The sequence below is a fragment of the Palleronia aestuarii genome, assembly GCF_003253995.1.
Classification (GTDB): Bacteria; Pseudomonadota; Alphaproteobacteria; order Rhodobacterales; family Rhodobacteraceae; genus Palleronia; species Palleronia aestuarii.
The window spans coordinates 99604-111377 of record NZ_QKZL01000001.1; the positions used below are offsets into that span (position 1 = coordinate 99604).

Consider the following 11774-nt stretch of genomic DNA (forward strand, 5'->3'; position numbering starts at 1 on the left):
CGATCAGTTCAGCCGCGCGGATGGGCCTTGTCGTAGACGGCCATCAGCCGGGCCGTGTCGACGGCCGTATAGGCCTGGGTGGTCGAGAGGGAGGCGTGGCCCAGCAATTCCTGGATCGTCCTGAGATCGCCGCCCGCGCTGAGGAGATGCGTTGCGAAGGAATGGCGCAGCGCGTGCGGGGTCGCGCTCGAGGGCAGGCCGAGTTCCAGACGAGCGTGCTCCATCACCTTGGCGATCGTCCGTGGATTGAGGGCGCCGCCCTTGACGCCGCGAAAGAGCGGCAGGGGCGGCGCGAGATCGAAGGGACATGCCTGGACATACAGATCGACCGCGTCCCGCGCCGCCGGCAGGACCGGCACGACCCGTTCCTTGCGGCCCTTGCCGGTGATCCGCAGCGTCGGGCCCAGGGGGGCGTCCATGCCCTTGAGGCCCAGTGCCTCGGAAATGCGCAACCCGCAGCCCCAGAGCAGCGTGACGACGGCGAGGTCGCGCGCCGCGACCCAGGGCTCGCGCGCCTGCAGCTCCACCCGGTCCAGCATGGCGTGGGCCGCCTCCACATCCAGCGGGCGGGGCAGCTTGCGCTGGAACTTCGGCGAGCGGGCGGACAGGATCGCGGTCGGGTCGAACCCGTTCCGCTCCGCCAGCCAGCGGGTGAAGGATTTGACCGCGGTCAGCTTTCTCGCGAGGCTGCGCGCGGCGATCCCGCGCCCGCGGACATGCGCCATCCACGCACGCATGTCGCGCAAGGTGACCTCGCCGAGCGCCGCAGGGCCAGCCTGTTCGCCGAAATGACCCTGCATGAAGAGAAGAAAGCCGCTCACGTCGGCGCGGTAGGCTGTGATGGTCGCGTCCGAGCAATCGTCGAGCGCGCTCAGATGCGAGAGCCAGCGCCCCAGCGCGTCGGCGAGCCCCGGAGAGATCACGCGAGCCAGGTGCGGGCGACCCGCTCGACGGTGCCTGCGAGGAATTCCAGAAGGTCCACGCCCTGGCCGGGGGCGAATTGCTCGCCGTCACGGCTTGCGAGAACGAGCATCGCCGGCGGCGCGCCCTCCCCGAGCGCGAGGAGCAGGCAGGCCTCCGACCGCATGTCCGCCGCATCCGGCCCGTGCATGTCGCGATCGCCCGTCGTGATCCGGCGCAACGTCACACGTCGCGGCGCGCCGCCCGGTCCCGGTCCGGCATAGAGGCTGCAGAAGCCGGGCTCAGCGGTCGCGACCGCCCCGTCAGGCGGTGCGGAGGAGGCGCCGACATCGGCTTCGGCGAAGAACCGAACGGCGTCGACGCGGAGTTCCCTTGCGAGGGACCCGTCGAAAAGCGCCCAGAACGACGTCGCATCCGATGGCTCGAGCAGGGCAAGGACCGCACGATGGACGACCTTGATCCCGGTGATGTTGTCGTAGGCGGCCGCGATGACGCTCCGATGGGTCTCCTCGAGCCGATCGAGGCGTTCGGAGAGACGTCGCATCGCGACTCCTCGCAGATCGATCACGTTCTCGCCCCGCGCGGCGTCGTTCGCCCCGACGAGAGCCTGCATCAGGACCGGATCGTCGAGAAGGCGCGCCGGATCGGCCATGAGGTGATCGCGGATCGCGGTATCGATCGTGGAACTGCTCGTCATCTCGGGACCCTTGCCGTTGCGCTTCCAAAACGTAGCAGCGGGGGGCGATCAGGCCTAGGCCGGGCGACGCGGCCCGGCCCGTTCGATGCATTCGTGCGACACGTGACGCCCCGTGCCGGCCTCAGAGGATCGACTGGCCAGTGCTCTTCCAGTCGGCGACGAAAGCGTCGAGGCCCTTGTCGGTCAGCACGTGGTTCGCCATCTGGTGAATGACGGCGGGGGGCGCGGTCGCCACGTCCGAGCCGATCAGCGCCGCCTCCTTCATGTGGTTCACGGTCCGGATCGAGGCCGCGAGGATTTGCGTCTCGAACCCGTAATTGTCATAGATCGTCCGAATATCGCGGATGAGCGCCATGCCGTCGAGATTGAGATCGTCAAGACGCCCGAGGAACGGAGAGATGAACGTCGCTCCCGCCTTCGCTGCGAGCAGCGCCTGATTGGCCGAGAAGCACAACGTGACATTGACCATCCGGCCTTCCTCGGACAGCACCTTGCAGGCCTTCAACCCGTCCCAGGTCAAGGGCACCTTGATGGTGATGTTGTCCGCGATCTTTGCCAGAACCCGCCCCTCGGCGATCATGCCTTCGGCGTCGAGGGCGACCGTCTCGGCGCTGACCGGACCGGAGACGATGCTGCAGATCTCCTTCGTCACCTCCTTGATGTCGCGTCCCGACTTCATGATCAGCGACGGGTTGGTCGTGACGCCGTCCACCATCCCGAGTTCCTGGAGTTCGCGGATGGCGTCCGTATCGGCGGTATCGACGAAGAATTTCATGTTAGCGCTCCTCATGCGTATCGGAACCGGGTTTACCGCCGCGCGCGACGCTAAGAAAGCCCCCCGATGCCCGGCTGGCCGTCCGGACGCGACATGAGCGAGGAAAAGCACTTCGCCGCCGGGGCGCTCGTCTCGGTTCTGACCGTGCAGCCGCTCGACCGGCTTCTCGACTACCGCGCGCCGGAGGGCGGTTGCACGACGGGTGCTTTCGTCGAGGTGCCGCTCGGGCCGCGGCGGGTTCTGGGTGTCGTCTGGGGCGACGGGCAGGGGGAGTACGATCTCGCCCGGATCCGCCCGATCAATCGCGTGCTCGAAGCGGCGCCGATGCGGGCGGAGATGCGCGCCTTCCTCTCGCGGGCAGCGGAATACACGCTCACCCCGATGCCCGCCATGCTGCGGCTCGCCACCCGTTCCCCGGGCCTCGGCGATCCGCCCTCGATGCGAAGGGTCTACGCGCGGGGCATGGGCACGCCCGACCGGATGACGGAGCCGCGTCGTCGGGTTCTGGAGGTGCTCGAGGAATATGGAGGGCTCTCCTTTACGCTGAGGGAGCTCGCGGAGCTCGCGGGTACCGGTACCGGCGTGGTGAAGGGCCTCGTCGCGCAAGGTGCCGTCGAGGAGCGCGAGAGCCCGCGCGACACGCCCTATCCGCGGCTCGATCCCGACCTGCTCGGTATGGCGCTGGCCCCGGACCAAGAGGCTGCTGCGGCGCGTCTCCGCGCGGGTGCGGCATCGGGGGAATATGCCACGACGATGCTGAGGGGGGTGACCGGCTCGGGCAAGACGGAGGTCTATCTCGAGGCGGTCGCGGCCTGCCTCGCCGCGGGGCGGCAGGCGCTCGTGCTCCTGCCGGAGATCGCGCTCACTGCGGAATTCCTCACGCGGGTGGAGGCGCGGTTCGGAGCGCTGCCCGCCGAATGGCATTCGGGCGTTACGATGACCGAACGGCGACGCTGCTGGCGGATGGTGAGCGAGGGTGGTGCGCAGCTTGTCGTGGGCGCGCGTTCCGCGCTTTTTCTGCCCTACCGTGATCTCGGGCTCGTCGTCGTCGACGAGGAGCATGACACCTCCTACAAGCAGGAAGACGGCGTGCTCTATTCCGCCCGCGACATGGCGGTCCTGCGCGGCGCGATCGAGGGGGCGCAGGTGATCCTCGCTTCCGCGACGCCCTCGCTCGAGACCTGGGCCAATGTGGAGGCCGGAAAGTATGCCGCGCTGACGCTGACCTCGCGCTTCGGGGAGGCAGACATGCCCCAGATGCGGGCCATCGACATGCGCGGCGAAACTTTGCCGGCGGGCCGATGGATCTCTCCCACGCTCCGGGCGGCGGTGGAAGCGCGTCTCGAACAAGGCGAGCAGTCGCTCCTATTCCTCAATCGTCGCGGCTACGCGCCGGTGACGCTCTGCCGGGCCTGCGGCAACCAGATCGGTTGCGACCAGTGCGACGCGCGCATGGTGGAGCATCGCTTTCTCAAGCGCCTCGTCTGCCATCAATGCGGCGCGACGAAACCGGTCCCCGAGGCCTGTCCGTCCTGTGGCGTCGAGGGCAAACTCGCCGCCGTGGGGCCGGGCGTGGAGCGGATGGCGGAAGAGGCGGCAGAGCTCTTCCCCGACGCGCGGATCGAGGTCCTGTCGTCGGACATGTACAGCTCAGCCCGCGCGCTGAAGGCTCGGATCGCGGCCATCGCCGAGGGGGAGGCCGACGTGATCGTCGGAACGCAGCTCGTCGCGAAGGGCCACAACTTTCCGCTGCTCACGCTCGTGGGCGTGATCGACGCCGATCTCGGGTTGCAGGGATCCGATCTGCGCGCGGCGGAGCGGACCTTCCAGCTCATGCGACAGGTCGCGGGTCGGGCCGGTCGATCGGAACGGCGCGGCGAAGCGCTCCTCCAGACGTTCCAGCCGGAACATTCGGTGATCCGCGCGATCCTCACGGGCGACGAGGAAGGGTTCTGGCGTGCCGAGGCGGCAGAGCGGCGCGCGGCGGGCGTGCCGCCCTATGGCCGGATGGCCGGCATCGTCCTGTCGGCCCGGGACGTGCAGGCGGCGTTCGATCTCGGCACGAAGATGGCGCGCGGCGACGGGCCACTGCGCCGGATCGGCGCGCAGGTCTACGGTCCCGCGCCCGCGCCCATCGCCCGGATCCGCGGACGCCATCGCGTGCGCCTCCTCGTGAAAGCAGAGAAGGCGGCCCCGTTGCAGGCCGCCCTCTCCGATTGGCTGTTGCAATTTCCCGTCCGCGGCGATCTGCGGATCAGCGTCGATATCGATCCGCAGAGCTTCTACTGAAGCCTCGCCGCGCCGGGGAACGGCTCCTCAGTCCTCCTCGGCGGACCCGGAGCCGTCGGTGCTGCCGTCCATGCCACCGCCGGTGTCTCCGGTATCCGGCGTGTCCGAGCTGCCCGACGTGTCGCCGCTTCCGCTCATCGCGCCTTCGGCATTGCCATCGCTCGACGCCCCGTCGGTGCCGCTATCGGATTCGCCGGCCGGGGTCTCCTCGCGCGGCTCGCCGTTCTCGTCGTAATAGACGACCTCGTATTGTCCGCGCAGTTCGTCGCGGATCTCGAGAAGGCGCTGCTGCTGGATTTGCTGCTCGATCTGCGGGCGGACCTCCTCTAGTGGCGGGAGGGGCTGCGGAGAGGCCTCGGCCGCCTCGTCGTAGGCGGATTGCACCGCCTCGTCCGTGGTGACCTCCTCCATCGCGCGCTGGACATAGACCCGGACCGTCGCGGCTTCGACGGCTTCCTCGCCGCCATCACCGGCGATCTCCTGAACTTCCGGATCTTCGGAGAGGTTCTGCGACTGCGCCTCCGCGAGGATCAGTTCACGCAGGACGAGTTGTTCGACCGCGAAGGGGATCAGGACATCGGGAGGATTCTGCTGCACCTGCGGCGGCAGGGACGCGATCGCGTCGCGAACGTCGCCCGCCGTGATCTCCGCATCCTCGACCGAGACGACCACCTGGTCCTCATCCGCCGTGTCGCCCGCGCTGTCAGACCCGGATGCGGCGCTGCCGTCGTTCGACCCGGAAGCGCTGTCGCTGTCCGTGGAATCGGGTGCGCCGCTGTCGCTTCCCGCGGCACCCGCATCGCTCTGCCCGGATCCCGACGTGCCCTCGTTTCCGGAGGTGCTGCCATTGTCCTGTTGCGTCGTTCCGGTGTCGGACGAGGAAGTGTCCTGCGCCGCTGCGGGCAGGGTGGCCAGGGGCAGCGCGAGCAGTGCCGCGGCCGATGTCATCGTGATGCGCTTCATCTGTCTCTCCTGTAAATTTGCCGGCCCCAACGGGTGCCGACGCCGGCTGTTCCGTCCGGCCTTGCGCGAAGAGCCCGAATGAGCGGTGTGAAAACGGCCATTCGGCGACGGATTTCGGCGATCATGCGTGCCGATCTGCCAATCGACGCGACGCATCGAGCGTTTTGCGCGGCATCTCGCCTCCGTCGGCTTCAAGCTTGCCGCACGTCCTCGTGATCCACATTTCTGCGATGTGGTGACTGAACGGATCGTCACGTCCACTGGCCGCCATGCGTATCGTCGCGTCACGATGGCGCAGCGACTGCCGCGCCCGTGTTCCGGAAGGCCCCTGGAGTAGCGTTCGCCGCGACGACACCTATATGAGCCTCGAAACGTATGAGGAGACAGGTCATGTTTGGATTGCTGCGCAACAAGTCGGAGATGGTGGACCGGGACGACGCGCTGCCCGGCCGCGCCGATCCGATCCCGACCGCCGCCGCCCATTTCGTCACCGGACGTCCCATCGGTGCCGCGGTGCCCGACGGCATGGAGGTCGCGATCTTCGGGATGGGTTGCTTCTGGGGGGTCGAGCGGATGTTCTGGAAGCTCGACGGGGTCTACCAGACCGCCGTGGGCTATGCGGGGGGCTATACGCCCAACCCGTCCTATGAGGAGGTCTGCTCCGGCCGGACGGGCCATAACGAGGTCGTCCGCGTGGTCTACGATCCCTCCACGATTTCCTACGAGGAGCTTTTGAAGGTGTTCTGGGAAGGACACGACCCGACACAGGGCATGGCGCAGGGGAACGATCGCGGCACGCAATACCGGTCGGGGATCTACGTGACGAGCGATGCACAGAGGCGCGCGGCGGAAGAGACGATGGCCGCTTTCGCCCCGAAGCTGAAGGCGGCGGGCTACGGTCCGGTCACGACGGAAATCCGCGACGCGCCGGACTTCTATTACGCCGAGGATTACCACCAGCAATATCTCGCCAAGAACCCCGGCGGCTATTGTGGTATCGGCGGTACCGGCGTGACCTGCCCGGTGGGTGTCGCGGTCGCGTGACGATGGCGGGGTCGGCTACAGTGTAGCCGGCCCATCTTTTAATTACGTCCATCGTCGTTGCGGCCGAAAGGCCAGACCACGCAGTTGAATGATAGAACGCTGCGTTCGTCACGTGTGAATGGCGGGCGGCTCGGGCGCGTTGCGCTGCACGTTATTTTGACGCGTCCGACTTGGAGGCCTTAGCCTTTGAACGACCCAGACATCCATCTCTGGTTCAACGACTGGAACCGGATCGCGTCCGTCACCATCGGCGCGGTAATCTTCTTCGCGTTCGCGGTCCTGCTTACCCGGCTCCTGGGCAAGCGAAGCACCGCGCAGATGAATAATTTCGACTGGATCATCGCCGTGGCGATGGGGAGCCTCCTCTCCTCGGGGATCCTGCTCAAGGACGTGTCGATCGCCGATGCGCTCGTGGCGATGGGGATCCTCGGCCTCTGCCAGTGGATGACGACGTGGCTGGTTCTGAGGGTTCCCTGGCTTGCTTGGGCCGTCAAACCCATGCCGCGGCTTCTCGTGCATGACGGCGAGATCGTCGAGGCGGCTATGCGGGCCGAGCGCATTTCGGAGGACGAGCTCTTCAGCCGCCTCCGGGGACAGGGCTACACCAATCTCCCCGAGGTCCAGTGGGTGATCCTCGAGACCGACGGTCGATTAACCGTCGTGCCCGACATGAATCCGGAGATGCCGCTGAGCGATGCCGGGCTGATGCGGAACATCAATGTCGATCCTGGGCTGAAGAAGATAAAGCCGGATCCCGCCTGACCTCCCCCGCGTGGGCGAAAGGGGCCCGCGACGGGAATCGGCGCGGTTCCGGACGAAACGGGCCGCGAAGGGGCCCCCGATTGCCATTCGGAGTCTGATCGTTACCCTCGCGGGTAAAGGAGGGGCTCCACATGCAAGAAGACATCCAAAACGCGATCACGGCGCTCGATCTCTGGGTGATCGCGGGATATTTCGCGATCATCATCGGCATCGGCATCTGGGTCGCGCGTCGGACGTCGTCGGGAGAAGATCTGTTCCTCGCAGGGCGCTCCCTGGGTTGGGCGGCCATCGGTTTCTCGCTCTTTGCCTCCAACATCTCCTCCTCCACCCTGATCGGGCTGACCGGGTCGGCCTATACGACGGGAATCGCGGTTTCCGCCTACGAATGGCTTGCGGGCGTGCCGCTCCTGATCATGGCCTTCGTCTTCGCTCCGATCTTTCTGAAGTCGCGGATCACGACCACGCCCGAATACCTCGACCGGCGCTACTCCCGGCGCACGCGCCTCTATTTCTCGGGGCTGACGATCTTCTTCACCATCGTCGTCGATTGCGCGGGGGGCCTCTACGCGGGGGGCCTCGTGCTGAACACGTTCTTTCCCTCGCTGGCACTTTGGCAGAGCGCGCTCGCGATCGGCCTTTTCGCGGGCATCTATACGGCGACGGGCGGTCTCAAGGCCGTGGTCTACACCGACGTGCTTCAGGCGGTCGTGCTCATCGGCGGATCGGCCATCCTCGCCTTCGTCATGTTCAGCGATCTGGACTTCTCCTTCGCCAACATCCGCGACTCCGTGGACGGCGAGAACCACCTTTCGATGGTCCTGCCGCTCGACGACGAGACGCTGCCTTGGCCGGGGCTCTTCTTCGGCGTGTCGCTGCTGGGGTTCTGGTACTGGGTGACGAACCAGTACATCGTGCAGCGGATCCTCGGTGCGCGGTCGCTTCCGGATGCGCAATGGGGCGCGATCCTCGGCGGGATGCTGAAGATCCTGCCGCTCTTTGTGATGGTGTTCCCGGGCGCGATGGCCACCGCGCTCCTGCCGGATATCGAGACGGCCGATCGAGTTTTCCCGATCATGATCACGACGCTCCTACCGGCCGGTCTGACCGGCCTCGTCATGGCAGGCCTCATCGCGGCGATCATGTCGAGCGTCGACTCGACGCTCAACTCCTCCTCGACGCTCCTCATCCATGACTTCGTGACGCGACCCGAAGAGGAGACCGATCCCTCGACGATGAAGCGCTACGGCACGCTCGCCACGCTCGGCTTCATGGTGCTGGCCATCGTCTGGGCACCGCTCATCCAGTTCGCGGGCGGGCTTTGGGACTATCTCCAGCAGATGTTCTCCGTCCTCGTCCCGCCGCTCGTCGTGCTCTTCGTCATGGGCGCGCTCAGCCGGCGCGGGACGGAGCAGGCGGGCTTCTATACCCTCATCTTCGGGCATGCGGTGGGCGCGGTGCTCTTCTGCCTCGGCAATCCCGGTGTGATGGGGCTCGTCGGGATGGAGCCGGTCTATCCGGTGCACTTCACCATCAATGTGGCAATCATGACGGTCGTCTGCCTGATCTTCTATCTCGCCGTCAGCGCGGTGACGGAAAGCCACGAGATCGACGACGCGGTCATCTGGCAGCGCGGCAAGGCGCTCGAGGACGCAGCTTGGGACCAGGCATGGTACAAGGATGTCCGCCTGCACGGCGCGATCCTCGTCGCCATGATGCTCACGATCCTCGTCGTCTTCTGGTGAGGCTTGCGCGCGCGGGGCGCGCATGGGATGCGGTTGGGCCTGTCTTTACGAGGAGCGACGCGCGATCATGGCCACCTTCACGGCATTGACCCTTTGCGATGCGGAAGATCCCGCGCGCGCGATGAGCGAGGCGATGGAGCGGATGGAGCCCGAGCCGACCGGCGTGGGCGTCTTCGAGATGGAGGACGGATCGGGTCTCTGGGAGGTCGGCGGCTATTTCGAGGCGGAGCCCGAGGCGGCCGGCCTCGCGCTGCTCGCCGCGGCCTTCGGGGCGCGCCCCTTCACGGTGAGCGAACTGCCGGAGATCGACTGGGTCGACAAGGTTCGGCGCGAACTCTCCCCGGTCGAGGCGGGGCGCTTCTTCCTCTACGGGAGCCACGATGCGGAACGTGTGCCGGAAAACTGCGTGCCGCTCCTCGTCGACGCCTCGATGGCCTTCGGCACCGGTCATCACGGCACGACGAAGGGCTGTCTCCTCGCCCTCGACAGGTTGCTGGGTAACGGGATCCAAGCGCGGCGGGTTGCCGATATCGGTTGCGGCACCGCGGTGCTCGCCATGGCGGCGGCGAAGGTCTGGCCCGATCCCGTGATCGCCTCGGATATCGATGCCGTGGCCGTCGAGGTGGCGGAGGCGAATGTCCGGCTGAACGGATTGTCGGAACGCGTGCGCTGCGTCGAGGCGGCGGGGTTCGACCATCCCGACCTCACGGGTCCGTTCGACCTGGTCTTCGCGAATATCCTGAAAGGTCCGCTCCTCGCCCTCGCACCCGACATGGCGCGGCACGTGGCGGAGGGTGGCCACGTCATCCTTTCGGGCATCCTGAACCCGCAGGCCAAGGAAGTCGTCACGGTCTATGGTCGGGAGGGAATGGATCTCGTCCAGCGTGATGTGCTGGGCGATTGGACGACGCTCACGTTGCAGAGGCGCGCGGGGTGAGCGGATGGCCCGGCCTGGACGCGCGGCGCGCCGGCCGGACCGGTCTTCCGCTCAGCGCCAGCGCGCCAGATCGCCCGGCAGGAGGCCGATATCGCGCAGCTCGTGCTCGGAGAGGTGCGAAAGCGCCTCGTAGGTGCGGCGGGCGTTGCGGCGTTCGATGACGCGCTCGACGAGGCGGACGAACGCGGAGGAGGCGCGGGTCGAGAGGGGCAGCGCGCTGCTGCGGTGAAGATCGTAGAGGGCCATGACGCGGAACCTTTTCACAAAACGTCTAACTTGTGGGCGAACCCGGGGATACGGCGCGCGTATATTGTTCGATTTTCGAAAGATAGCTCCGGTTCTGCATAGCCGTCTTGACATGGGTGCAAGGCTTTGATCGCCGCATTCGAAAAGTTCTGCCGGGGCGGGGACTTGGAGATGTTCGCGTTTCGTGCTAGCCGCTCGATCGTAGGTCGCATGGCAGGGGCGGGACGGGCATGACGAGGGTACTCGGGATCGATCCCGGACTGCGCTGCCTCGGCTGGGGCGTGATCGAGCAGGAAGGATCGCGTCTGCGGCACGTGGCGAACGGGCAGATCCTTTCGGGCGTCGGCACGCTCGCCGCGCGGCTCTCGTCCTTGCACATGCAACTGACCGCCATCTTCGCGGAGTTTCGACCGGACGAAGCGGCGATCGAGAAGACATTCGTCAACCGCGACGGGGCGGGGACGCTTAAACTCGGTCAGGCGCGCGGCGTGGCGATCCTCGTCCCGGCGCAGGCGGGGATCGAGGTGGGGGAATATTCCCCGAACTCGGTCAAGAAATGCGTGGTCGGCGTCGGCCACGCCGACAAGCGGCAGGTCGATCACATGGTGCGCATGCAATTGCCGGGGGCGGAGCCCGCGGGGCCCGATGCGGCCGACGCGCTCGCCATCGCCATGTGCCACGCCTTCCACCTGCAGGGCCTTCGAGCCCGGGCCCGGGCATGATCGGGCGTCTCGCCGGCCGCCTCGTCCATCGCGGGCTCGACCACGTGATGATCGACGTGGGCGGAGTAGGCTACGTCGTCCATGTCTCCGACCGGACGATGGCGGCGCTGCCACGCGTGGGCGAGGCCGCGGCGCTCTGGACAGACCTTCTCGTGCGCGAGGATCTGCTACAGCTCTACGGGTTCGCGACGCCGGTGGAGAAGGAATGGCACCGCCTCCTCACGAGCGTGCAGGGGATCGGGGCGAAGGCCTCGCTCGCGATCCTGGGCGCGCTCGGGCCGGAGGGCGTGGGCAGGGCGATAGCGCTCGGCGACGCTACGGCGATCCGCGCGGCGCCCGGTGTCGGGCCGAAGATCGCGAGCCGCGTGGTCAACGAGCTGCGCGACAAGGCCCCGGCGGTGATGGCCATGGGCGGCGCGGTCCATGCGGAGCCCGACGCGCCCGTGATCGAGGCCGCGCCGAGCGCGACCGGCGCGACCGCCCCGCCACCCGCAGCCCCCCGCCCGGAAGGCGGCGCGGCGGCCCAGGCGGAGGCGCTCTCGGCGCTGACCAACCTCGGCTACGGCCCCTCGGAGGCGATGCAGGCCGTGGCCGAGGCCGCGGGAACCGAGGCGGGGCTCGATACCGGTGGCCTCATCCGCGCCGCCCTTCGCCGTCTCGCACCGGCGGGATAGGG

General features: G+C 67.4%; 12 protein-coding genes. 7 read left to right on the top strand and 5 right to left on the bottom strand.

All coding sequences use genetic code 11. The features are described from left to right. Nucleotides 1–8: 8 nt before the first annotated feature. The 3 genes from LX81_RS00505 to fsa all read right to left on the bottom strand — a co-directional run bounded on the left by LX81_RS00505 (nucleotide 9) and on the right by fsa (nucleotide 2393). Complete coding sequence (locus LX81_RS00505; RefSeq protein ID WP_111535330.1) at nucleotides 9–923, bottom strand: tyrosine recombinase XerC; 915 nt, start codon at nucleotides 921–923, stop codon at nucleotides 9–11. After that, entirely contained in the window at nucleotides 920–1618 is a 699-nt protein-coding gene (locus tag LX81_RS00510; protein WP_111535331.1) for a DUF484 family protein, read from the bottom strand. Before LX81_RS00510 ends, LX81_RS00505 begins: the two co-directional genes overlap by 4 nt. Nucleotides 1619–1739: 121 nt before the next feature. Beyond that, nucleotides 1740–2393 carry a fructose-6-phosphate aldolase gene (gene fsa, locus LX81_RS00515; protein ID WP_111535332.1) on the bottom strand — a complete coding sequence of 218 codons (654 nt, stop codon included), beginning with the start codon at nucleotides 2391–2393 and terminating at the stop codon, nucleotides 1740–1742. 93 nt (nucleotides 2394–2486) lie between these two features. Here fsa and LX81_RS00520 point away from each other — a divergent pair, with 93 nt between their 5' ends. Next, a complete protein-coding gene (locus LX81_RS00520) occupies nucleotides 2487–4682 on the top strand; it encodes a primosomal protein N' (RefSeq protein ID WP_111535629.1) in 2196 nt (731 codons plus the stop codon). Nucleotides 4683–4709: 27 nt separating this feature from the next. Here the strand turns inward: LX81_RS00520 and LX81_RS00525 are convergent, their stop codons facing one another. Beyond that, nucleotides 4710–5645: a SurA N-terminal domain-containing protein gene (locus tag LX81_RS00525; protein WP_111535333.1), complete on the bottom strand. Its 936-nt coding sequence runs from the start codon at nucleotides 5643–5645 to the stop codon at nucleotides 4710–4712. A 390-nt stretch (nucleotides 5646–6035) separates the two neighbouring features. On the opposite strand from LX81_RS00525, the gene msrA reads away from it, so the two are divergent. From msrA to LX81_RS00545, 4 genes are all read left to right on the top strand, one after another. Continuing rightward, nucleotides 6036–6689: a peptide-methionine (S)-S-oxide reductase MsrA gene (msrA, locus tag LX81_RS00530; protein WP_111535334.1), complete on the top strand. Its 654-nt coding sequence runs from the start codon at nucleotides 6036–6038 to the stop codon at nucleotides 6687–6689. A 186-nt stretch (nucleotides 6690–6875) separates the two neighbouring features. Further along, a complete protein-coding gene (locus tag LX81_RS00535) occupies nucleotides 6876–7451 on the top strand; it encodes a DUF421 domain-containing protein (protein WP_111535335.1) in 576 nt (191 codons plus the stop codon). Between the two features lie 131 nt (nucleotides 7452–7582). Beyond that, nucleotides 7583–9193: a sodium:solute symporter gene (locus LX81_RS00540; RefSeq protein ID WP_111535336.1), complete on the top strand. Its 1611-nt coding sequence runs from the start codon at nucleotides 7583–7585 to the stop codon at nucleotides 9191–9193. Nucleotides 9194–9260: 67 nt separating this feature from the next. Then, entirely contained in the window at nucleotides 9261–10130 is an 870-nt protein-coding gene (locus tag LX81_RS00545; RefSeq protein ID WP_111535630.1) for a 50S ribosomal protein L11 methyltransferase, read from the top strand. Nucleotides 10131–10181: 51 nt separating this feature from the next. Here the strand turns inward: LX81_RS00545 and LX81_RS22035 are convergent, their stop codons facing one another. Beyond that, nucleotides 10182–10376, bottom strand: a complete 195-nt coding sequence (locus LX81_RS22035; RefSeq protein ID WP_170133804.1) for a DUF1127 domain-containing protein — start codon at nucleotides 10374–10376, stop codon at nucleotides 10182–10184. A gap of 230 nt (nucleotides 10377–10606) precedes the next feature. Between LX81_RS22035 and ruvC the strand changes: the two genes are divergently transcribed. Together ruvC and ruvA are read left to right on the top strand one after the other, a co-directional pair. Next, nucleotides 10607–11098 carry a crossover junction endodeoxyribonuclease RuvC gene (gene ruvC / locus LX81_RS00555; RefSeq protein ID WP_111535338.1) on the top strand — a complete coding sequence of 164 codons (492 nt, stop codon included), beginning with the start codon at nucleotides 10607–10609 and terminating at the stop codon, nucleotides 11096–11098. Beyond that, nucleotides 11095–11772 (top strand): Holliday junction branch migration protein RuvA, encoded by a 678-nt coding sequence (gene ruvA, locus LX81_RS00560; protein ID WP_111535339.1) that lies wholly within the window; start codon nucleotides 11095–11097, stop codon nucleotides 11770–11772. The genes ruvC and ruvA overlap by 4 nt, the downstream gene beginning before the upstream one ends. Nucleotides 11773–11774 lie beyond the last annotated feature (2 nt).